We start from the raw sequence: 20239 nt of genomic DNA, 5'->3' as shown, positions 1-20239 counted from the left end.
GTTCAAGCAGGAATTACATGGACCACAAGTCGAAACTTCGACAGATTGCCTTGGGCGCTCTGATAACGCTCGGGACTGTGCAGGGCATCTATGCGCAGTCTCTGCCGGATAGCGGAGCAAGCGCCGCGGTCGTTTCCCAGCCGGGTACGACAGCTCCGTTGCCCGCCACGACCCAGGACCAGCAAGGGCAGAGCGCAGCGCTGACAGCGGACGAGGCAAAGCAATCCGCTGCCGGCAACGTCGCGGAATTGCAGCAGATGATCCGGGGTTCGGATCTGAAGGAATTGCGCACGACGTACAACGGTAGCTACGGCGCGAGCATGCTGTTCTACCCGCAGGAAATGACGTACTACGTCGCGCTGTTCCAGCAGAAAACCTTCTGGCGAGTCATCAAGACCGGGGACGAAACGCGCGCCGAGATGATCTACAAGGACTTCGCCCGTCAGACCGTGCAGCTGTCAGACATCGAGATCCGCCGCACCCGGCTGGAGGCGCAAAAGGCCTTCACCGACCGGATGATCGCGTTGTCACAAGACCGCGCCAACCGTCTGCAGGCCGACCTTACTGTCGCGCGTCAGCAACAGAACATCGTCGACAATCAGCAGCAGCAGACGCGTGCCGAAGCCACGGCGCTTGCGCAGCAGAAGAGCGCCGCCCAGGCCCAGTTGCGCGATGCGCAGCGTCAGGTGCAGGAACTGCAGCGTCAACTGGATAGCGGCTTGCCGACGACCGGGACGCAGCACTGAGCGTAACGCCAGGCTCATCGCCGTCGCGGTAAAACATGACCTCGCCCGGTTCGCCGTGCGGGGTTTTGTTGCTTTTGCGGCGCCGTTCGCCGCGTGCACGCGTCGGCCGTTCGACTATCTGCCGCAGGGTAGCCGCCAGTCGGGAGCAACGCGCGCGGTTACTCCGCGCTAGCAGGCTCCTCAGCCTGCGTCGAGCCGCGGCGCGATACGCTCTCCCAGGCGGCTACCACGATCATCACGACAGTCGTGAAGCCGCCCGTCATGAGCAGATCGGTGTGAAATGCGAATGGCGCGAGAAGCGCGAGCAGCACCAGCCCCACCACGTGCGATAGCGGAAACAGGCCATAGACGACGCGTTTGTACAACCCGTTGCCCGCCACGTAGATGGCCGGACCGCCGAGCAGCAGCCACGCCGTCGGCCAGTCGATACGCTCGGGCGGATGCAGGATGATGAGGTCGTCGGCGGCGGCCGACACGATCACGCCGGCTATCAGGATCACGTGCACGTAGTGGAAATAGGCTGCCATCAGGCCAGGCTCGCGCGAGCTTGCGATGGCGCGGCTGCCGGCGCTGCTGCTGGTGTCGAAGTAGACCCACCACATGGCGACGCTGCCGGCAAAGCACACCAGAAACGCGATGATCGAAGGCGCGGTCCATGTGGCCAGATCCGACAGCGTGCCGCCCGTCACCACCACCGACTCGCCAAGCGCGAGAATCACAAATGCCTGGCAGCGCTCGGCGATGTGGCCGCCTTCGGTGGTTCGCCAGTCCGCGCTGGTCGAGCGGCCAAGCACCGGTAGTGGGAAGCCGAACATCGGCGAGAGGTACTCGCATAGCACCGCTACGCTCCAGCAGGCGAAGCGCGGCATGCCGTCGAGCAGACCTCCCGCGATCCATGCGACGCCTGAAATCGCGAGCCATCCGCAGATGCGCCGGAAGTTCGCGGTGAGCGCATGGTCGCGGCCCAGAAACGCCAGCACGACCAGACTACGGCCCACCTGGATCACCACGTAACTGATCGCGAAGACGAGGCCGCGTTCGCCGTAGGCGAGCGGCAGGCTCGCGGCCATGACCATGCCGATCACCATCACCGCGAACAGCAGCAGACGGACCTGGATGCGCTCGGGATCGAACCAGTTGGTGACCCAGCAGGTGTACTGCCAGCCGAGCCATACCGCGAACCACAGGACCAGCGTTTCGAGCGCGCCGAACGCGCTCAGGTTATGCATCAGCCGATGCGAGAGTTGCGTGACGGCAAACGCGTAGATCAGGTCGAAAAACAGTTCGACGTTGGTAACGTGGGCCTCTTGCCCGTCGCGTTCGCGCAGGAAACGCGCGGGGGCGCGGGTGAGCCCGCGGGCGGTGTCGCTGGACATGCTGTCGTTCCTTCTTGCGGGAGCGGGCAGGGTGGTTCGGTGGCGTTCATGCTGCGTGCTATTGCGCGGGCAGCTGTAGGGCGCAGTAAGTCAAAGACAGGCGCGGCGTGCGGCAGCTTACCGCGCAGACGCGGTGTCTAGTGGTGTTTCTTTGCTTTGTCGGGGTGATGGGTTGCTGGAGGCACAGGCGTGGGATGCGGCCGCTCGGTGGGATCGACAGCGATCGGGTCGCTCGCGGGGAAGGTTTCGTCGAGAGCCTCATCGAGACGGTCTTCGGCCGTTTGGGCGGGCGGCGGCGCGTGTGGCTTCGGCTTGGACATGTCGTGCTCCGCAAAGAGTGTCGAATAGTCAGGATAGCGCAAACCCGGCGCCGCGTTCCACGGCTTTTCTGTGGACCGATGCGCCGCACGAAGCCACAAAACGTCACAAAAATGCTTGAAATTTGGGCCTTGTGACTCGTCTTGGGTGTGTCGCGAGAGACGGCCGGCATCGGTCGCATCCGGGCGGCTCAAAGACGAGGTGGCGCAGCTATGGAATCGAACGGATCGCGGCAGGCGCAACGCTTAAACGCACTGCATGTCGTGGAAGCGGAACTGGAGCACCTCGACTGGGCCACACAGCAACCCATGCAGCGCATCCTGAACGCCGGCTATTGGCGCCGGCGTGTGCTCGCGGTCAAAGCCGGGTATGAACTGACGCACCAGCAGGGGGTGCGTCTCGAGCAGATCTTGCAGCGTCTGGGGAATGCGGCGCAATCGGCCGGCTGAGCGGTGGGGTAACCGGGCGAGCCACTCAGGCCAGCGAAGCTGGCCAGTCAAGCGGATCAAGCAAGGCGGACCAGCCGGCCCGCCTCTGCAACACGACCTATTCCTGACCGTTGTTGTTGCCGTTACCGTCGCCATTGCCCGTGCCGAACAGGCGCCGGCGGCGCGTGACCACTACCGGGCCGTCCGAAGGCGCCCGGTCAGAAGACGGCGTGCGCTCGGCAGGCGGCTGGGCGCCATACGATTCGCGCGGCTCACGCGGTTCGCGGTGTTCCCGCGGCTCGCGCGAGCCATGCGGGCCGCGCGTGGTGTGCTCGCCGTGCGACGGCCGCCCGGCCCGCGGCGCGGGACGCGTGCCGGTGTCGAGCTGGATGGTCGAAATGGCGCGCTTGTAGATGCCTTGCAGGCCGACCGGCGTGCGCAGCATCACCAGATACTGATCGAACGACTCAATACACCCCGTCAGGCGAATGCCGTTGACAAGATAGATCTCGACGCGCTTTCTTTCTTTGCGCGCTGCGTTCATGAAGTCGTTTTGCGGATGCGATTCTGCGGATGCCATGGACAAGTCAGGTAAGAAGGACAGTTGCTCGCCGCGATTCTACCCTTTTCAGGGAAAAGCGCGCGGGGGGAGCGTTCTCTGCGTCCACTATAACGGCTTGCGCGGATAGAAGCATCTGATAACTGACCCTCGTAACGTTGAGTTACCAATCTGGCAGGACTCTGGCGGAGGAAGGCTGGCCCGGCTCCCGGCATTGCCGCTGCTCCGCCTTGCCGCGCTTTATCTGCAAGAGGGCGGAATAAACCTGCTGTCGCGGCGTTAACGTTGCATGGGCGGCGTGTTCGGCGGCGCCCTGCTTCGACTTAGCCCGCGTCCGGACGGCCCTGCAGGCGGGCCAGTCTCGACGCGCCGGCGGTCACGGTCCGCTGCGCCCGTCGCGTGGCAATTCAACGCATGACACACCGCAACATCCCGGCATCCGGTCGCAAACCGGCGCGGGCCCCAAAGCGGGTGTCGTCAGGAGACTGCATATGAAATTGTCCCAACTGGTTTCAACCGCGTGCGTCATCGTGGCGCTCGCGCTAACAGCCTTCGGCACCACGGCTTGCACGACAGCGGATTCGTCCGGCGGCGGAAGCACGAGCAGCACTGGCGGTTATTAACAGCCCGCGCGCGCCGTTCGCTGCGTGAAGTTCGAAGCGGAAGTGATTTCATGGCTCCCGCAGTTGCGCCGCTATGCGCGCGCACTGACGGGCGATACCGCATGGGCAGACGATCTGGTGCAGGACACCGCCGAGCGCGCGCTTGCACGCTGGGCGGCGTTCCGGCCGAACAGCAATCTGCGCGCATGGCTGTTGACGATCCTGCGGCATCTCTACATCGATCAGTTGCGGGTGCGCCGCGAGGTCACGGTCGATGAGGAAACCGCGCCGTGGCGCGATCTCGCAGCGCCGCCCGGCGAAGTGGACGGGCTGGTATTGCGCGATTTGCAACGGGCACTGTATTGTCTGCCGATCGAGCAGCGCGAAGTGCTGCTGCTCGTGTGCGTCGAGGAATTGACTTATCAGGAGGCGTCGATTGCGCTCGGCGTGCCGATTGGCACGGTGATGTCGCGCTTGTCCCGTGCCCGCGAGCACATGCGTGTGCTGCTGACCGAAGGGCCGGCGCGCATCCCCACGCCGTTGAAAGTAGTGAGAACGCCGTGATGAGCCAAGACGACCACGACTCCGCTCTTCCCGATTCGCTGAAACCGGCGGATTTGCGCGCGCTCTCGGCGTTCATCGACGGTGAGTTGCCGCAAGGCACGCGCGCGGCCGTTCTCGAACATCTCGCCGACGATCCGGAGGCGGCCGCGCGGGTGGAAGCGTGGCGGGCGCAGAAATCTGCCTTGCAGGCCTTGTGCGGCGGTGTATCCCAGCGCGATGCGAGCGATGGCGCGCCGTCGTTCGTAGTCGTGCGCGTGCCGCCGCCGTGGTGGCGCCGCGTCAGTCTCGCGGCGTGCTGGCTGGCTGTGGGCGCGGGCCTCGCGCTCGCAGCGGGACCGCTCGCGTCGCGCTTGCCGAGCGGTTGGATCGGCGCGCAGCCGCTGAGCTTCGCCCGACGCGCGGACGTCGCCTATGCGGTCTATACGCCCGAGCAGCGCCATCCGGTCGAGGTCGCGGCTAGCGAAGAACAACATCTGATCAGCTGGCTCTCGAAACGGCTGAACCGGCCGCTCTCGGTGCCGTCGCTGCAGGAGTATGGTTATTCGCTGGTGGGCGGCCGCCTGCTGCCGGGCGAAGCGGGGCCGGCGGCGCAGTTCATGTACGAGAATTCGGACGGCGCGCGGCTCACGCTTTATGTGACCGGGATTCCAGACGATGAAACTGCGTTTCGCCTGTTTCGCGAAGGCAACCGGCGCACCTTTTACTGGGTGAACAGCCACATGGGCTACGCGTTGTCGGGGCCGATCTCGGAGGGCAAGCTACGCGAAATCGCCATTGACGTATGCGGCTCGCTGGGTGGCAAACCGTCGTCGTGGAAAGAATAGACCGGCGCGGCTGGCGCGCCGCCCGACACCTGGCGGCAACGCCTGCTGAAACATGATGTAACGCAACCGGGCCGCGCGTCCGGCGCATCATCGGAATAGCGTTGTCCGGCATTTCGTTTACTCGTTGCAAGCCCATGCTAATGCGGCTTCTGCTTGCGCCGCTTGCGCGGTTTTAAGCAGACAGCCGCATGGGCGGATGCGAGGCGAAACGACGTGGTCTTTACGGCGACGGCCGCGAGTGCGGGCGCAACACCGAAGCGTCGGGACAGGACGGAATCATGCGTTATATCAAAGGACGTTGGGCAGTATTAGCCTTGTGTGTCGCGTGTGCGGGGCCGGTAGCAGCGCAATCCAGTGAGGACGGGCCGCCATGCCAGACGGTCGCGGGTCAGGCCGAAATCAATGGCTCCATGCAGCAGATCACCGGACTCGCGTGCCAGCAACCGGACGGCACCTGGCAGATCGTGCAGGGCGACGACAATGCCGTGGCGCTGTATCCAGCGGGACTCTATCCGTACTACGATCCGTGGTATTGGAGCGGCGTCGTGACCGTCGGATTCGGTGGGCCGTTTATTTTCGTCGACCGGTTTCATCACCGCTATGCGCTGGATCATATTCACTTCAGCCGGGTGGGATTCCGTGGCGGCAGGCCGGCCGGGGGTTGGCACGGCGGCGGCTGGCACGGTGGCGGTGGCATGCATGGCGGTTGGGGCGGCGGAGGTGGGATGCGCCGGTAGTGACAGTGAAGGAGACGTTTTGACACGCATCTTGCCGCCGAATATCGCGGAAGCCCAGTTCGACCGGGCGCTTGCCGAATGGACGGCGATTGTCGGCGAGGAGAACGTCGTGTCCTCCGGGATCGACCTCGCGTCGTATCGCGATCCGTTCGCGCCCGGTCAGGCTGCGGCGTTCTCTGCATCTGCCGCGCTGCGGCCGGATTCGGTCGAAGCGATCCAGGCCATTCTGCGCATCGCGACGCACTACCGTATTCCGCTATGGACTGTGTCCACCGGCCGCAACTTTGCCTATGGCGGCGCCGCGCCGCGGCTGACGGGCTCAGTGGTGCTCGATCTGCAGCGGATGAACCGCATTATTGAGGTTAACGAAACGCTGGCTTACGCGCTCGTCGAGCCCGGCGTCAGCTACTTCGATCTGTACGCCTGGCTACGCAGCAAGGGCTACCGGCTGTGGGTCGATCCGCCGGCGGCCGGCTGGGGCAGCGTGATCGGCAACACGCTGGAACGCGGCTTCGGCTACACGTCGTACGGCGATCACGCTGCCACCCAGTGCGGCATGGAGATCGTGCTGGCTAACGGCGATGTCGTGCGCACAGGAATGGGAGGGATCGACATCGGCACCTCCTGGCAGACCTATCAGCCGGGCTACGGACCATCGTTTGACGCGATGTTCATGCAGTCCAACTACGGTGTGGTCACGAAAATGGGCGTGTGGTTGATGCCCGCGCCGCCCGCTTATCTGCTCGGTGAAATCCAGTTTCAACATGAGCAGGACCTCGAAGCGATTGTCGAGATATTGCGGCCGCTGCGCCTCGCTGAGACGATTCGCAATAACGCGGTGATCGAAGGCGGCCTGCGCCGCGCGGCGGGTATCACGTCGCGGACGCAGTGGTATGACGGCCCGGGCGCGATGCCGGAAAGCGCGCTTGCGGCGATGCTCGAGCACCTGAAGGTCGGCCGGTGGAATCTGCACTTCGCGCTGTACGGCACACCGGAGGTGATCGACGCGCAGTACGCGCTTGTGAAGCGTGCCTTCGCACAGGTGCCGCAGGCCCGCTTTCTGGCGAGCCGCTATAGCGGGGATGCGCAGCCGTCCGGTGGCGGTGACCGCAACATGTCCGGCATTCCCGCGATGACCGCGTTCCGCATGCTCGACTGGCGCGGCGGCGCGGGTGCGCATGTGGACTTCTCGCCGATATGTCCCGCGACCGGGCGCGATGCGATGCGTCAATACACGATGGCGAAGGCGCGCGCGACCGAGTACGGCTTCGATTACTACGGTGGCTTCACGGTGGGCACGCGCCATTTGCACCATATTTTTGCCGCGATTTTCGATCGCGACGACGCGCAGCAGGCGGACCTCGCGGGCGATCTGCTGCGCGTGCTGATCAGCGACGCGCGCGCGGCCGGATATGGCGAGTATCGAACGCATCTTGCGTATATGGATTTTGCAGCGGCGCAGTACAACTTTAACGACGGCGCCTTGCTGCGTTTGTCGGAAACGATCAAGGACGCGCTGGATCCAGCCGGGATTCTTTCGCCTGGGAAACAGGGTGTATGGCCGGCGGCGTGGCGTGACCGGCGTGGATATACGTGAGTGATGTACAGATGTCGGCGCAAAGGCGCAACGGCGGATGCGATGAAGGCTTACGTCTGAGTGAATCACGCAGGTACGAACGATGGACAGGCGTACATTTTTGATGACCGGCGCGTGGCTCTCTACGACAGGTTCTGCCTGGCCGTGGATGGCTCGCGCCGCTAGCGCGCCCACCACAGTCGCGGTAGTGGATGCCAGCCTCGTGGACGCGAAAACGTTCTCAGTCGATGGGGGCCGCGGCGCGCTGCCGGTTTTCGAAACCGGCGACGACATCGGCATGCTCTGGTACACGACACTTGCACCGCGGCTCGCTGCGACGCCAGGCTTGCTGGTCGGCGTCACGCGCGCATCCGATCATTTCGTGCTTGAACAACTTGCGTTGCGTTCGGGCCGGATGGTCGAACACTCCCGTCATCAGTACGCGAGAGGCAGCGCCGCGATTGCATTCCTGATGGGCCCGCGCGAAAGCTGAAGCGGTGGCCGGCGGCGCAGTGGCAGCACCGCCGTTATCGCTCAGAACTTATAGGCCGGGTTTTTCGGATCGAACGTCGCATCGTCGAAGGTCTTCGGCGTAATGCTCTCGAAGACGATCTTCTCGAAGATCTTCCCGTCGTTCGCGTAGGACTCGGCCGTGCGGAAATACGGATGCCGCAAATCGAGCCCGAGCGTTTCTTTCTTCGCATAGAACTGCGGCTGACCGATGGGCGTTTCGTATGTGAAGGTAACGACCCGTACCTCTTCGATAGTTTGCACACTGATGTGGGTAGAGCGCGGCACGCCTGCCTCGACGTATTTTTTCCCTTCATCCAGATACTGGCCGGCGATGTATTCGGTGCCGAGATCGCGCACCTGGTGGTTCGATTGCGAGCGAGCCAATGCGCCTGTCGTCGAAGTCCACAACGGCATCACGCCCAGTATGCCGCCCAGGTGCCCATACATTTCATCGGCCCGTTTGGACTCGTCGTAGATGATCTCCTGGCCTGCATGCGCGCCATCCGGCAACCATTTCGCGTAGATTCGCAGCGGGTCGTGAGCGATGCGCACCAGCATGTGATCGGGCTTGTCCGGCCACTCGCCCTTGAGACGCTCCCAGCGCAGCATCGTGAATTCGTACGATGGGTAGCCGTTCGGCCCGTCCTTGATTAAACGCGGCAGCGTGAGCGGATCGAGCGACTGGAACAACGACGTGAGTTGCGCATCGTCGAGCTTTTCCAGTTCGCCGCTTTCCTGCGCCTGCCGCAACCAGTGCACCTGTTGGTCGAGGGTCAGCTTGCCGGCCTGCGATGGCGGCGTGGAGGGCGCCTGCGCGGTGCTGGCAGCGCCGGCGTCCGCCGAGGCCGGTGCGCTGGCGGGTTGCGGGGCCGATTGCGCGAATGCCGCAGCAGGCGCCAAACCCAGCGCCGCGCCGGCGAGCAACGAGGAGGCCAGTGCGCGCCGCAGCAGGTGCGCGGTGCGCCTGAGCGCCGGTGCTGATGCGGCCGGAGCAGGCTTGAGCGATGGATGTAAGCTACACCCATCGTCAAGGGGGGGAAGGTAATCCAGACGGTGATCCAGGCTGCACGAGCGGCAGTGCTTCATTCATCTCCCTCCAGATCCAGTGTTGGCGGAATCGCGCTCGGTCATGCCGTTCGAGGCGTGCTTCCTCTCAGGCACGCTTTTCTTTCGCGAGTTCCTCGTCGCGTAGCGCCCGCCGCAAGATTTTGCCGACATTGGTCTGCGGGAGTTCGCTGCGGAACTCGACGGCCTTCGGCACCTTGTAGCCGGTCAGATTCTTGCGGCAGTGCTCGATGACCTTCTCAGCGGTCAGCGCGGGATTGCGCGAAACGATGAACACCTTGACGCGTTCTCCCTGCGCGGGGTCGGGAATACCGATAGCCGCCACTTCGCGTACATCGGGGTGCATGGCGATCACATCCTCGATTTCGTTCGGATAGACGTTGAAGCCGGAGACGAGAATCATGTCTTTCTTGCGGTCGATCAGGCGCATGAAACCGCGTGAATCCATCACACCGATGTCGCCGGTAGCGAGCCAGCCATCTTCGTCGAAGACCTTGGCGGTTTCGTCGGGCCGGTTCCAGTAGCCTTTCATCACCTGCGGACCCTTGACGCACAGTTCACCCGCTTCGCCGATATTGGCCCAGGCACCGTCGTCTTTCTTGAAGCGCACCTGGGTGGAGGGCGCCGGCAGGCCGATCGAGCCTTCGCAATCGCGCAGGTTCTTCAGGTCCACCGGGTTCATCGAGACGATCGGCGAGCATTCGGTGAGGCCATAGCCTTCGATGATCGGCTTGCCTGTCACCGCCTTGAAGCGCTCGGCGACAGCCTTTTGGGTCGCCATGCCGCCGGCCATGGCGAGTTTCAGGTTCGAGAAGTCGCGCTTCCTGAACTCCTCGTTTTCGAGGAACGCGCTGTAGAGCGTATTGACGGCGGTGATGCCGGTGAATTTCTCGTTGCGGATGATCATCATCACGCGTTTGGTGTCGCGCGGATTGGCGATCAGGATGTTGCGCCCGCCGAGTCCCATGAAGATCATCGCATTCACGGTCAGCGAATAGATGTGATAAAGCGGCAGCGGGGTGAGCACGGTCTCGATCTCGCCGCTCAATTGCCCCTGCGACCAGACCTTCGCCTGCAGCAGGTTGGCGATGATGTTCTGATGCGTGAGCATCGCCCCCTTGGCGACGCCGGTCGTGCCGCCCGTGTATTGCAGGAACGCCAGATCGCCCTGCGTGAGACGCACTGGCGTCAGTGGTTTCGTATAACCGATGGCGAGCACGTCGAGCAGACGCACCGCCTTTGGCAGGTAATACTTCGGCACCATCTTTTTCACGTGCCGCAGCATGAAATTGAGTAGCCGTCCCTTGAGATTCAGGCCGTCGGCGAGCAGGTCGCCGAGACCGGTGACCACCACGTTCTGCACGCGCGTGCCGGGCAGCGCCTGTTCGACGGTCTTCGCGAAGTTCTCGAACACGATGATGGTCTGCGCGCCGCTGTCTTTCAGTTGATGCGCCAGTTCACGCACCGTGTAGAGCGGATTGACGTTGACCACCACCGCACCAGCCTTCAGGATGCCGAACAATGCGACCGGATACTGGAAGGTGTTGGGCAGCATGATAGCGACCCGTTCGCCCGGTTTGACGCCGATGTCCTGCAGCCATGCTGCGAAAGCCGTGGCCTTGCGCGCCAGTTCTCCATAGGTCAGATTGGCGCCGACACTCACATACGCAACCCGTTCGCGGAACTGCGTGGTGCATTCGTCGAAGAACTGCACGATCGATTCGTACTGCCGCACGTCGATTTCGTGTGGCACATCCGCTGGGTACGACGCATACCAGATGCCGTCGGTATTCGGTGCGCGCGGTGCCGGTTTGGCATCGAGAGGCGGAGTCGGTGCCGACTGGATAGGTTGGTTCATCTTTTGTCTCCTGAAGCGAAACGCTTCATCTGTGTCTGTTATGTATGCCTATGGCTGGCGATGTACGGTGCAAATGCATGGCGGGAGCTAGCGTTCGAGAATCGCAACAACGCCCTGGCCGCCCGCTGCGCAAATCGAAATGAGACCGCGCGCCGTGCCAGCCGGTTTGTCGAGCTGCGCAAGCATCTTCGCGAGGCCGGCGACAATTCGTCCACCGGTTGCGGCGAATGGATGACCGGTGGCGAGAGAGCTGCCGTTGACGTTCAGTTTCGCACGGTCGATCGCACCGAGCGTTCCGGATAAGCCCAGTTGTGTGCGGCAGTACTCATCATCCTGCCACGCTGTAAGCGTGCATAGCACCTGGGCCGCAAAAGCTTCGTGAATCTCGTACAGGTCGAAGTCCTGCAGGCTGAGTCCGGCGCGGGCCAGCATGCGTGGCACGGCGTAGGCGGGCGCCATCAGCAGGCCCTCTTTTTTGTCGAAGTAGTCGACCGCAGCGGTCTCCGACCAGCTCAGATAGGCGAGCACCGGCAGGCCGTGTTCTGCAGCCCACGCTTCGCTGGCGAGCAGCACCGCGGAGGCGCCGTCGGTGAGCGGCGTCGAATTGCCGGCAGTTAGTGTGCCGGCATCGCGGTCGAACACGGGTTTCAGGCCGGCCAGTTTTTCCAGCGTCAGATCGGCGCGCAGGTTGTTATCGCGCGCGAGGCCTTTGTAGGGCGTCATCAGATCGTTGAGAAAGCCACGTGTGTAGGCGTCGGCGAGCTTGCGATGGCTCTCGTAGGCCAGTTCGTCCTGCGCCTCGCGCGCAATGCTCCAGCGCTTGGCCATCAGCTCGCAGTGCTCGCCCATCGAGAGGCCGGTGCGCGGTTCGCCATTGCGCGGCAGGAGCGGTTTGAAGAACATGCCGGGCCTTAGTTTGGTCAGTGCGCCGACCCGTTGGCCCGGCGTCTTGCCGCGATTCGCTTCGAGCAGGATCTTGCGCATCCGCTCGTTGACGCCAATCGGCGCGTCCGAGGTGGTGTCGACGCCGCCTGCAACGCCCACTTGAATCTGTCCCAACGCGATCTTGTTGGCAACGAGGATGGCGGCTTCCAGGCCGGTGCCGCAGGCCTGTTGCACGTCGTAGGCTGGGGTTTCTTTCGCGAGGGTTGTTGAGAGGACCGACTCGCGCGTGAGGTTGAAGTCGCGCGAATGCTTGATGACCGCGCCCGCTGCCACTTCGCCGAGGCGCTCGCCGTGCAGGTTGAAGCGGTCAACCAGCCCTTGCAGCGTGAAGGTCAGCATGTCCTGGTTCGAGGCGCTCGCGTAGGCGGTGTTCGAACGCGCAAACGGAATCCTGTTGCCGCCGATGATGGCGACGCGTCGCACAGCGGGAAGCGGGTGGGACATGCGTGACTCCTTGCAGGGTGAAGCGGGTTGATCGGGTTGAGCGGTGGCCACGACTGCTGCGTGGATGGGCCGTTTGCAGCTTTGCGGGTATGGCGCACCGCGAGCTCAAAAGGGCGAACGATGGGTCATGACGGTGGCCGGTTCATAGAGATGTCCATTGAAAGCGGCCGCGCAAATGCGGTTTGTCACCAGCCGCGTCGCGCACTTCCAGTTCGCGTGTGCTGGGCGAGGGTGAGCTGGTCCATAACGAGGCGTCGCCGGGCAGCAGCATCGGCAGCTTGAATTCCGCGCTGATGACCGCTTCGGCGAGCGGCTTGGGCGGCTGCAGTGCGGCGGCGCTGCGCGCGAGCGTCCACATGCCGTGTGCGATGGCGCGTGGGAAACCAAATGCCTTGGCCGTCAGCGTGGTCAGATGAATCGGGTTGTAGTCGCCGGACGCATGTGCGTAGTCCCGCCCGAGTTGCGCAGGAAGCTGCCAGCGTGCCACTCGGTGCAACGTGTCGCGTTCGATCTCGAGTGCGGCCAGGGGATCGCCCATTGGGGCTGCACCGCGCTTCAGATAGACGCTGTCGCCGTCCCACACCGCTTCGCCGCGCCGGTACAGGCGCGTATGCAGTACGAACGCCTGACCCTTGTCGTGACGCAGCAAGGCACCGAATTCGACCTCGACCCGCAACGCCTCGTTGTACGCGAGCGGTCTGCGCAGCCGCACGTGATTGGCGAGATGCACGAGCCCGAGCGCGGGCCATGGGAAGGCCGGATCGGTCAGCATCAGCAGATGCAGCGGGAAGGCGAGCAGATGCGGGAAGGTCAAGGGCACGCCGTGCTCGGGGATAAAACCACAGACTCGCGCATAGCGTTCGATCGCTGCCGGCTCGAGCGGCGCCGCCGGACGCACGAGCCGCAGCGCCGGCAACTGGGAGGGGCGGCCGCGTTTGATCAGGCCGGACAGCGCGCGCGCATACAGTTTCGCCGGCGCGGGTAACGCCTCGATGACCACCGTCTTCGGACGCACCGCGCCGTAAGCCTGGCCGATGCCGGAGGGCTCGTGCATGCTCATGCTCCGATCAAGCTTTGACCGCAGACGCGCACCACCTGGCCGGTGACGCCTGCCGATCCAGGATGCGCGAGCCACGCAATAGTCTGGGCCACGTCCACAGGTTGGCCGCCCTGACTCATCGAATTCATCCGGCGTCCGGCTTCGCGGATGGCCAGCGGAATTTTTGCGGTCATCTGCGTTTCGATGAAACCGGGGGCCACGGCGTTGATCGTGATGTTTCGTTTGCCTAACGGGATAGCCATGCTTTGCACGCGGCCGATCACGCCCGCTTTCGAGGTTGCGTAATTGGTCTGACCCATGTTGCCGGCGATGCCGCTGATCGACGACACGCACACGATGCGGCCGCCGTCGCGCAGCGTCCCGGCCGCGAGCAGGGCGTCGTCGAGGCGTTCCTGCGCGGACAGGTTGATGTCGATCACGCTGTGCCATGCGGCTTCTGTCATGCGGGCGATGGTTTTGTCCTTCGTGATGCCGGCGTTGTGCACGACGATGTCCACACCGAGTTCATCGAGCGCCGCGGCGATCTGCGCGGGTGTCTCGGCGGCGGCGATATCGAAGGCGAGGGCGGTACCGCCGAGTGGCCGGATGGTGGCGTCGAGCGCGTCTTTGGCCGAGGGGATATCGATGCCGATGACGTGCGCGCCTTCGGCTGACAGGGCACTGGCGATCGCCGCGCCGATTCCGCGTGCCGCACCGGTTACGATCGCGCGTTTGCCGGCGAGAGGTTGAGCCCAGTCGAACGTGGTTGCGTGAGAGGTGCCGTTCGCAGCAACGCGCACCACCTGACCCGAAACATACGCCGAGCGTGGCGACAGAAAAAAGCGCAGCGTCGCCTCGGCCTCATGTTCAGCGCCTTCTGCAACGTAGACCAGATTAGCCGTGACGCCGCGCCGCGCCTCCTTGCCGAGCGAACGCGTGAGTCCTTCGAGCGCACGTTGCGCAGTCCATTGCCGCGAACCCGCGCACGCTTCGGGCGGCCGCCCAAGCACAACGATGCGGCCGCATTTGCCGAGCGAGCGCAGCGTGTCGTGGAAGAACGCGAACAGCGTATCGAGCTGGCCGCTGTCTTCGATACCGCTCGCGTCGAAAATCAGCGCGGCAACCCGTCCATGCGGTCCGGCTTCGGCGGGCTCGAAGCGGCCCGTCATCAGACCATGACGCGCCGCGAGCGATACCCATAATCCGGCGCTTTGATGCGCGACGCTGGTGAAACCGGTGCGCGCGATCACACCCGCCAGCGCATTGAGCAGACGCGGCTCGCGCCCCGCGCCGATCGCCACGAGTCCATCGAACTCAGGCTGGTCCGCGCGATAGCGGCGCAATACCTCGGGCTTCGGCAAGCCGATCGAGCGCGCGAGGCGCGCGCCGAACGGCGAGTTCACGAAGTTCAGGTAGGTGTCGTTCATCTTCTGTTGCTCCGCTGGCCAGTCGGGGTTGCTTTCGTATGCCTGGGTTTCAGGTTTGGATTACGTGACGCATCAGTGTGCACGGCGCAACGCTCAGGCTGCAAGCTGCATCGCTTTTTCCAGTGCCTCCTTGCGCCGCTGCAGCGCTTCGAGCATGCCGAAGTCCGGTTCGAAGTCGTCCACCTTGATGACCTCGGCGCCATAGCGGGCATAGTCGTCGAGCACTCGCCGCTCGTCGGTGTCGAGCACACCCTGCTGTTGGGCGTTGGCGGTCCACTCCGCGAGATGGGCGAGGCTCTGCGGCATCGGCGCGAGCAGGCCCTGCTTGACCGCATCGCGCAGCTTGCGATCGATGGCGTCGATACTCGGACTCAGCGCGAACAGCAGTTCGCCGTACCCGAGCGGGTCGACGTCAGGATGCGGCACATAGGAGTCGGATACCAGCCGTTCACGCGCTGCGCCCGGCGTTTGCATCAGTTCGGCGATTGCCGTTCCGAGCGTGTCGGAAGGCGCACGATGTGGCAGGCCGAACGGAAACGCCAGCAGACGCACGAGACCCGCGGCGAGACGGTTCGGATAGTTAACCAGCACGCCGTCGATAGCCTCCTGCGCCTGATGCAATGCATCCTCGACGCCCCAGCGCACGAGCGGCAGGTCGCTTTCCTGACGGCCTTCGTCCTCAAAGCGCTTGAGTGTCGCCGAGATCAGATAGAGCTGCGACAGCACGTCGCCCAGCCGGCCGGAAATCCGTTCGCGCCGCTTCAGATCGCCGCCCAGCACGAACATCGATACGTCGGCGAGCAGCGCGAACACCGTGGAGATCCGCGTGGCTGCGCGATAGTAGGGGACCAGCGGCGCATACGCACGCTGCGGTCTCCTGATGAATGCGCCGGCCGTGATGCCATAGATGAAGCTGCGCACGACGTTCGACAGCGTAAAGCTGACATGCCCGAAGAACGCTTCATCGAAATCGCGCAGCGCTTTGCCGCGGTCGGCTTCACGCGTCGCAGCCATTTCCTTGAGCACATACGGGTGGCAGCGGATGGCGCCCTGGCCGAAGATGATCAGGCAGCGCGTGAGAATGTTCGCCCCTTCGACGGTGATCGACACCGGCACCTGTTGGTAGGCACGCGCGAGAAAGTTCGACGGTCCCATGCAGATGCCCTTGCCGGCGGTGATGTCCATGCCGTCGTTGATGACCTTGCGGGCGCGCTCGGTGACGTGATATTTCGCGATCGCCGAGATCACCGAAGGTTTTTCGCCGAGATCGACTGCGTGCGCGGAGAGTCGCCGTGCCGCGTCCATGACGTACAGGTTGCCGCCCATCCGGCCGAGCGCTTCCTGTACTCCTTCGAACTTGCCGACCGCGGTGCGGAACTGGCGGCGCACGGCGGCGTAGGCACCGGTACCGCGCACGGCGATCTTCGCCATGCCGACATTCGACGACGGCAGCGAGATCGCGCGGCCCGCGGCGAGGCATTCCATCAACATGCGCCAGCCGTTGCCGACCTGATCGCGTCCGCCGATCACCCAGTCGATCGGTATGAAGACATCCTTGCCCGAGTTCGGACCATTCTGGAACACGGCGTTGAGCGGCCAGTGACGGCGGCCGATGTTGACGCCTGGATGACTGGTCGGAATCAGCGCGCAGGTGATGCCGGGTTCATCAGTAGAACCGAGCAGATGATCGGGGTCGAGCGCACGGAACGCGAGGCCCAGCACGGTCGCAATCGGTCCGAGCGTGATGTAGCGCTTGTCCCAGGTGACGCGAAAGCCGAGCGTCTCGCGGCCTTCAAAGGTGCCTTTGCAGACGATGCCCACATCGGGAATTGCCGCGGCATCCGAACCCGCGTACGGACTCGTCAACGCGAAGCAGGGGATTTCGATGCCGCGCGCGAGACGCGGCAGATAGTGGTTCTTCTGCTCTTCCGTGCCGTAGTGCATCAGCAGTTCGGCCGGCCCGAGCGAATTCGGCACCATCACCGAAACGGCGGCGGCCGAGCAACGCGTGGCAAGCTTCATGATGACCTGCGAATGCGCGTAAGCGGAGAACTGCTTGCCGCCGTACTGCTTCGGAATGATCATGCCGAGGAAGCCGCGCTCCTTGATGTATTGCCAGGTTTGCGGCGACAGGTCTTGCCAGACAGCGGTGGTTTCCCAGTCGTTGGCGAGATCGCAAAGATGCTGGCATTCGACGTCGAGAAACGACTGCTCTTCAGCAGTGAGTTTCGCGGGGCCGTGCCCAAGCAGGGTGTCCCAATGCGGGCGTCCGGAGAACAGTGCAGCGTCCCACCAGACCGTGCCTGCTTCGATGGCATCGCGCTCGGTCGGCGACATCTCCGGCAGGATCTTGCGAAAGATCTCGAGCACCGGCTTCGATATCCAGGCACGCCGCAACGGCTTGAGCGTGAGAACAAGCGCGGGCAGCACGAACACGATGGCGAGGATAGCCGTAGCAACCGGCCCCGCCGCGCCGCTCAGATGCGCGGCGGCGACCCATACGATCAGGAAGGCGAGCCACCACGAGGCGCGGGCCTGCACATAGACGAGTGCCGCAGCGGCGAGAACCAGCACTAAGAAGAACCATGACATGGCGTTTCCTCCTGATTTGATGGTGCGCGCGGACGCGTCCGCAGGATGCGGAAGGTTCGCATTGTTTGTTTGACAGCACATGCGGTGCCAGGTGCACCGCGGCGCCGGTGGGAGACAGGGCGGTCACATCCGGGCCAGCCCGGACGTGACCTGCTCAGGCTGCGCCGTGCGCGACGTGCCGCAACGAACCGCTCAGGCCGCCACTCAGTCCACCGCCCAGGCGTTCCGGTTCACGTGACAGCGCCTCGGGTTCGGCGGCGCCCAGCGCAGCCGCTGCGTTGCAGCCGCTGCCACTGTCCTGACCGTCGCCCGTACCGTCGGTGGCATCGCCCAGTACGGCCGCGAAGGCGGCCAGCTGGGTCGCATCGGGTAGCGGCGCCTTGAGCGCGGCGACCATCAGCGAGGCGAGGCGTGCGATCAGTTGCAGATCGTTCATCGACTTGCCTTGCGAGAACTCCGTGATCAGGCTGTCAGTATCGGTGCCCGCCAGTACGCCGGAGAGCGCGCCGATCGCAAAGTGCAGCCGCCAGCCGAGTTCGTCGCGTGGCAGATGCGGCAGCGCGCGCTGGAACGCTGCAAAGAAACGCTCCGCCACCAGGGCGTAGTGTCCATTCAGAAAGTCGCGAATGAACGACGACGGATCGGTGTACGCGCGTCCGAGCAGACGCAGGAACGCCTTACCGCCCACCCGCGGATCGCGCGACAGCCGCAACGCCGGAATGAACATCGCGCCCAGCACGTGCTCGCACGTAAGCCGAGGTCCGAGCATGTTGTCGAAACGCTCGAGCAGCTTGACCCGTTCCTGGTTGAGGCGGTCGAGGCGACGCGAGAGCATCGCGTGAATCAGCGCTTCCTTGCTGCCGAAGTGATAGTTGACCGCTGCGAGATTGACCTCGGCGCGCGAGGTAATCTGACGCAGCGACATGGCCTCGTAACCGCATTCAATGAACAGCGTTTCTGCGGCATCGAGGATGCGAGACTTCGTGTCGCCGGTGTGCCGGCCTGTCGTACGAACTGCCATGTTGCGTCTCCCAATTACCGGTTACCCGGCCGCAAACAAGCGATTCAAATGCGCATTTGAAACGCGCGTTTTTTTCAGGATAAGAAGGTTATGGATCATCGGGCAAGGGCTCTCTATGGACGGACTCCTCTAAAAAAGCACCGCTGCGGTGCATCAAATGCTTCGGACACCGCACGGTTGCTGTTCCGGTTGCCGAATAAAAAAGGCCGTTCCGATAGCAATCGGAACGGCCTCGCGGGTACTGCCTGGCGTGGCGGCCTGGGGCCGCCTATAAGTGTGTTTCGCGTCTTTCGGTGCTGCTGATACTAAACCGCTGCAACCTCTTTGGCAGATTGTGTCATATCTATGCCTCGACGTTCACGACTAAACGGAATCAGTACCGCAATTACCACGGCGACGATACCGATCACCACGGCCATGACTAGCGCATAGTTGTTGCCGTGCTTCTCGGCGAGGCCTGCCTGCAGCGGCGCGTTGACCGAAGCGAGCAGGTTGCCGAGCTGGTACACGAGGCCCGGGAAGGTAGCGCGGATTTCATCCGGCGAGATTTCATTCAGGTGGACCGGGATCACACCCCAGGCGCCCTGCACCGAAATCTGCATCAGGAACGCGCCGACCGCCAGTAGCACCGGCGTGGTCGAGAACGCCCACAACGGCAGAACCGGCAGTGCGATCAGTGCTGCGATAAAGATCGCGCGCTTGCGGCCGATTTTCTCGGAGAAGAAGCCGAAGAAGAGGCCCCCGCAGATTGCGCCGATATTCAGCACGATGGAGATCAGCGAGACCGTATGCGCATCGAAATGATGCTGTTCGCGCAGGAAGGTTGGGTACAGATCCTGTGAGCCGTGCGAGAAGAAATTGAACGCGGTCATCAGGATGATCGAGTAGATCGACAACGCGACGTTCTTCTTCAGCGTTGCAAGCAGCCCTGGCCTTGCGCGCTTTTCCAGCGTTTTGAAGGCCGGCGACTCAGGCACGTGCGCGCGCACATAAAGCACCAGCAGTGCAGGCAGCACGCCGACCATGAACATGCCGCGCCAGCCGATGTATTGATACAGCACGCCGAACACGACCGAGGCAAGCAGATAGCCGCTGGGATAACCGGCCTGCAGCAGACCGGAGACGATGCCGCGCGATTTGGCCGGCACGGTTTCCATGGTCAGTGCGCCGCCCACGCCCCATTCGCCGCCCATGGCGATGCCGAACAGCGCGCGCAGCACGAGCAGTGTGGTGAGGTTGGGGGAGAAGCCGGACAGCAGTTCAAGCAACGAATAGCACGCGATGTTGACCATCAGCGTGGGGCGGCGGCCGAATTTATCGGCGAGCCAGCCAAAGATGAGTGCGCCGACTGGGCGCATCATGAGACTCAACGTGATGCCAAAGGCTACGGTTTTGACGTCCGTCCCGAATTCGCTCGCGATATCTTTCAGGATGAACACCATCAGAAAGAAATCGAATGCATCGAGCGTCCACCCGAGGTAGGCGGCGATAGTGACGTTTTTCTGTTCCCGAGTCCAACTCATGTGTTTTTTCTCCAAGTCTCCGAACAACCCGTGCCTTACGGCGGATCGCAAGGCGACCCGCGCGCCCCGTGCAGCGGGCTCG

Annotated in this window: 19 protein-coding genes; 8 read left to right on the top strand and 11 right to left on the bottom strand. The window is 63.6% G+C overall.

The window, feature by feature from the left end; translation table 11 throughout:
- Nucleotides 1-17 precede the first annotated feature (17 nt).
- Nucleotides 18-746, top strand: a complete 729-nt coding sequence (locus tag P3T24_RS14685) for a DUF2968 domain-containing protein (RefSeq protein WP_074264957.1) — start codon at nucleotides 18-20, stop codon at nucleotides 744-746.
- 158 nt (nucleotides 747-904) lie between these two features.
- Here the strand turns inward: P3T24_RS14685 and P3T24_RS14680 are convergent, their stop codons facing one another.
- Nucleotides 905-2122 carry a low temperature requirement protein A gene (locus P3T24_RS14680; RefSeq protein ID WP_429435570.1) on the bottom strand — a complete coding sequence of 406 codons (1218 nt, stop codon included), beginning with the start codon at nucleotides 2120-2122 and terminating at the stop codon, nucleotides 905-907.
- 137 nt (nucleotides 2123-2259) lie between these two features.
- Complete coding sequence (locus tag P3T24_RS14675) at nucleotides 2260-2442, bottom strand: hypothetical protein (RefSeq protein ID WP_429287546.1); 183 nt, start codon at nucleotides 2440-2442, stop codon at nucleotides 2260-2262.
- 210 nt (nucleotides 2443-2652) lie between these two features.
- On the opposite strand from P3T24_RS14675, the gene P3T24_RS14670 reads away from it, so the two are divergent.
- The gene (locus P3T24_RS14670; RefSeq protein ID WP_074264954.1) at nucleotides 2653-2889 is read left to right on the top strand and encodes a hypothetical protein; all 237 of its coding nucleotides are present in this window, start codon (nucleotides 2653-2655) and stop codon (nucleotides 2887-2889) included.
- 97 nt (nucleotides 2890-2986) lie between these two features.
- Here the strand turns inward: P3T24_RS14670 and hfq are convergent, their stop codons facing one another.
- Complete coding sequence (gene hfq / locus P3T24_RS14665; protein WP_074264953.1) at nucleotides 2987-3448, bottom strand: RNA chaperone Hfq; 462 nt, start codon at nucleotides 3446-3448, stop codon at nucleotides 2987-2989.
- A gap of 470 nt (nucleotides 3449-3918) precedes the next feature.
- Here hfq and P3T24_RS14660 point away from each other — a divergent pair, with 470 nt between their 5' ends.
- The 6 genes from P3T24_RS14660 to P3T24_RS14635 all read left to right on the top strand — a co-directional run bounded on the left by P3T24_RS14660 (nucleotide 3919) and on the right by P3T24_RS14635 (nucleotide 8223).
- Nucleotides 3919-4050: a hypothetical protein gene (locus tag P3T24_RS14660; protein ID WP_302050853.1), complete on the top strand. Its 132-nt coding sequence runs from the start codon at nucleotides 3919-3921 to the stop codon at nucleotides 4048-4050.
- Nucleotides 4051-4074: 24 nt separating this feature from the next.
- Nucleotides 4075-4593, top strand: a complete 519-nt coding sequence (locus tag P3T24_RS14655; protein WP_074264952.1) for a sigma-70 family RNA polymerase sigma factor — start codon at nucleotides 4075-4077, stop codon at nucleotides 4591-4593.
- The gene (locus P3T24_RS14650) at nucleotides 4593-5417 is read left to right on the top strand and encodes an anti-sigma factor family protein (RefSeq protein WP_429435568.1); all 825 of its coding nucleotides are present in this window, start codon (nucleotides 4593-4595) and stop codon (nucleotides 5415-5417) included. The genes P3T24_RS14655 and P3T24_RS14650 overlap by 1 nt, the downstream gene beginning before the upstream one ends.
- A 278-nt stretch (nucleotides 5418-5695) precedes the next feature.
- Complete coding sequence (locus P3T24_RS14645) at nucleotides 5696-6154, top strand: hypothetical protein (protein ID WP_074266102.1); 459 nt, start codon at nucleotides 5696-5698, stop codon at nucleotides 6152-6154.
- Between the two features lie 19 nt (nucleotides 6155-6173).
- Complete coding sequence (locus P3T24_RS14640) at nucleotides 6174-7751, top strand: FAD-binding protein (protein ID WP_429407452.1); 1578 nt, start codon at nucleotides 6174-6176, stop codon at nucleotides 7749-7751.
- An 82-nt stretch (nucleotides 7752-7833) separates the two neighbouring features.
- On the top strand, nucleotides 7834-8223 hold the full coding sequence (locus P3T24_RS14635; RefSeq protein WP_429435567.1) for a hypothetical protein: 390 nt from the start codon (nucleotides 7834-7836) through the stop codon (nucleotides 8221-8223).
- Nucleotides 8224-8264: 41 nt separating this feature from the next.
- Here P3T24_RS14635 and P3T24_RS14630 read toward each other — a convergent pair whose 3' ends face one another.
- The 8 genes from P3T24_RS14630 to P3T24_RS14595 form a co-directional block, all read right to left on the bottom strand.
- Complete coding sequence (locus P3T24_RS14630) at nucleotides 8265-9329, bottom strand: DUF1571 domain-containing protein (protein WP_429287551.1); 1065 nt, start codon at nucleotides 9327-9329, stop codon at nucleotides 8265-8267.
- Between the two features lie 67 nt (nucleotides 9330-9396).
- Nucleotides 9397-11166 carry an AMP-binding protein gene (locus P3T24_RS14625; RefSeq protein WP_429287552.1) on the bottom strand — a complete coding sequence of 590 codons (1770 nt, stop codon included), beginning with the start codon at nucleotides 11164-11166 and terminating at the stop codon, nucleotides 9397-9399.
- An 87-nt stretch (nucleotides 11167-11253) separates the two neighbouring features.
- Nucleotides 11254-12555 carry an acetyl-CoA C-acetyltransferase gene (locus tag P3T24_RS14620; RefSeq protein WP_429435564.1) on the bottom strand — a complete coding sequence of 434 codons (1302 nt, stop codon included), beginning with the start codon at nucleotides 12553-12555 and terminating at the stop codon, nucleotides 11254-11256.
- A 142-nt stretch (nucleotides 12556-12697) separates the two neighbouring features.
- On the bottom strand, nucleotides 12698-13615 hold the full coding sequence (locus tag P3T24_RS14615) for a MaoC/PaaZ C-terminal domain-containing protein (protein WP_074264945.1): 918 nt from the start codon (nucleotides 13613-13615) through the stop codon (nucleotides 12698-12700).
- Complete coding sequence (locus P3T24_RS14610) at nucleotides 13612-15021, bottom strand: 3-oxoacyl-ACP reductase (protein WP_429435561.1); 1410 nt, start codon at nucleotides 15019-15021, stop codon at nucleotides 13612-13614. The genes P3T24_RS14615 and P3T24_RS14610 overlap by 4 nt, the downstream gene beginning before the upstream one ends.
- Nucleotides 15022-15114: 93 nt before the next feature.
- The gene (locus P3T24_RS14605) at nucleotides 15115-17613 is read right to left on the bottom strand and encodes an acyl-CoA dehydrogenase (protein WP_429435559.1); all 2499 of its coding nucleotides are present in this window, start codon (nucleotides 17611-17613) and stop codon (nucleotides 15115-15117) included.
- Nucleotides 17614-17767: 154 nt separating this feature from the next.
- Nucleotides 17768-18634, bottom strand: a complete 867-nt coding sequence (locus tag P3T24_RS14600; protein ID WP_429435556.1) for a TetR/AcrR family transcriptional regulator — start codon at nucleotides 18632-18634, stop codon at nucleotides 17768-17770.
- Nucleotides 18635-18939: 305 nt separating this feature from the next.
- Nucleotides 18940-20157, bottom strand: a complete 1218-nt coding sequence (locus P3T24_RS14595) for an MFS transporter (RefSeq protein ID WP_429407440.1) — start codon at nucleotides 20155-20157, stop codon at nucleotides 18940-18942.
- Nucleotides 20158-20239: the final 82 nt, after the last annotated feature.

Origin of the sequence: Paraburkholderia sp. GAS33, from assembly GCF_050436645.1 — a bacterium.
GTDB lineage: Bacteria > Pseudomonadota > Gammaproteobacteria > Burkholderiales > Burkholderiaceae > Paraburkholderia > Paraburkholderia phenazinium_B.
This window is presented reverse-complemented; position numbering and strand designations above follow the sequence as displayed.

Bases quoted from the DNA above. Each gene is read 5' to 3' on its own strand.
- P3T24_RS14675 (WP_429287546.1), bottom strand. From the start codon at position 2,442: ATGTCCAAGCCGAAGCCACACGCGCCGCCGCCCGCCCAAACGGCCGAA.
- P3T24_RS14605 (WP_429435559.1), bottom strand. From the start codon at position 17,613: ATGTCATGGTTCTTCTTAGTGCTGGTTCTCGCCGCTGCGGCACTCGTC.
- P3T24_RS14660 (WP_302050853.1), top strand. From the start codon at position 3,919: ATGAAATTGTCCCAACTGGTTTCAACCGCGTGCGTCATCGTGGCGCTC.
- P3T24_RS14685 (WP_074264957.1), top strand. From the start codon at position 18: ATGGACCACAAGTCGAAACTTCGACAGATTGCCTTGGGCGCTCTGATA.
- P3T24_RS14630 (WP_429287551.1), bottom strand. From the start codon at position 9,329: ATGAAGCACTGCCGCTCGTGCAGCCTGGATCACCGTCTGGATTACCTT.
- P3T24_RS14615 (WP_074264945.1), bottom strand. From the start codon at position 13,615: ATGAGCATGCACGAGCCCTCCGGCATCGGCCAGGCTTACGGCGCGGTG.
- P3T24_RS14670 (WP_074264954.1), top strand. From the start codon at position 2,653: ATGGAATCGAACGGATCGCGGCAGGCGCAACGCTTAAACGCACTGCAT.
- P3T24_RS14680 (WP_429435570.1), bottom strand. From the start codon at position 2,122: ATGTCCAGCGACACCGCCCGCGGGCTCACCCGCGCCCCCGCGCGTTTC.
- P3T24_RS14610 (WP_429435561.1), bottom strand. From the start codon at position 15,021: ATGAACGACACCTACCTGAACTTCGTGAACTCGCCGTTCGGCGCGCGC.
- P3T24_RS14620 (WP_429435564.1), bottom strand. From the start codon at position 12,555: ATGTCCCACCCGCTTCCCGCTGTGCGACGCGTCGCCATCATCGGCGGC.
- P3T24_RS14650 (WP_429435568.1), top strand. From the start codon at position 4,593: ATGAGCCAAGACGACCACGACTCCGCTCTTCCCGATTCGCTGAAACCG.
- hfq (WP_074264953.1), bottom strand. From the start codon at position 3,448: ATGGCATCCGCAGAATCGCATCCGCAAAACGACTTCATGAACGCAGCG.
- P3T24_RS14595 (WP_429407440.1), bottom strand. From the start codon at position 20,157: ATGAGTTGGACTCGGGAACAGAAAAACGTCACTATCGCCGCCTACCTC.
- P3T24_RS14635 (WP_429435567.1), top strand. From the start codon at position 7,834: ATGGACAGGCGTACATTTTTGATGACCGGCGCGTGGCTCTCTACGACA.
- P3T24_RS14600 (WP_429435556.1), bottom strand. From the start codon at position 18,634: ATGGCAGTTCGTACGACAGGCCGGCACACCGGCGACACGAAGTCTCGC.
- P3T24_RS14645 (WP_074266102.1), top strand. From the start codon at position 5,696: ATGCGTTATATCAAAGGACGTTGGGCAGTATTAGCCTTGTGTGTCGCG.
- P3T24_RS14625 (WP_429287552.1), bottom strand. From the start codon at position 11,166: ATGAACCAACCTATCCAGTCGGCACCGACTCCGCCTCTCGATGCCAAA.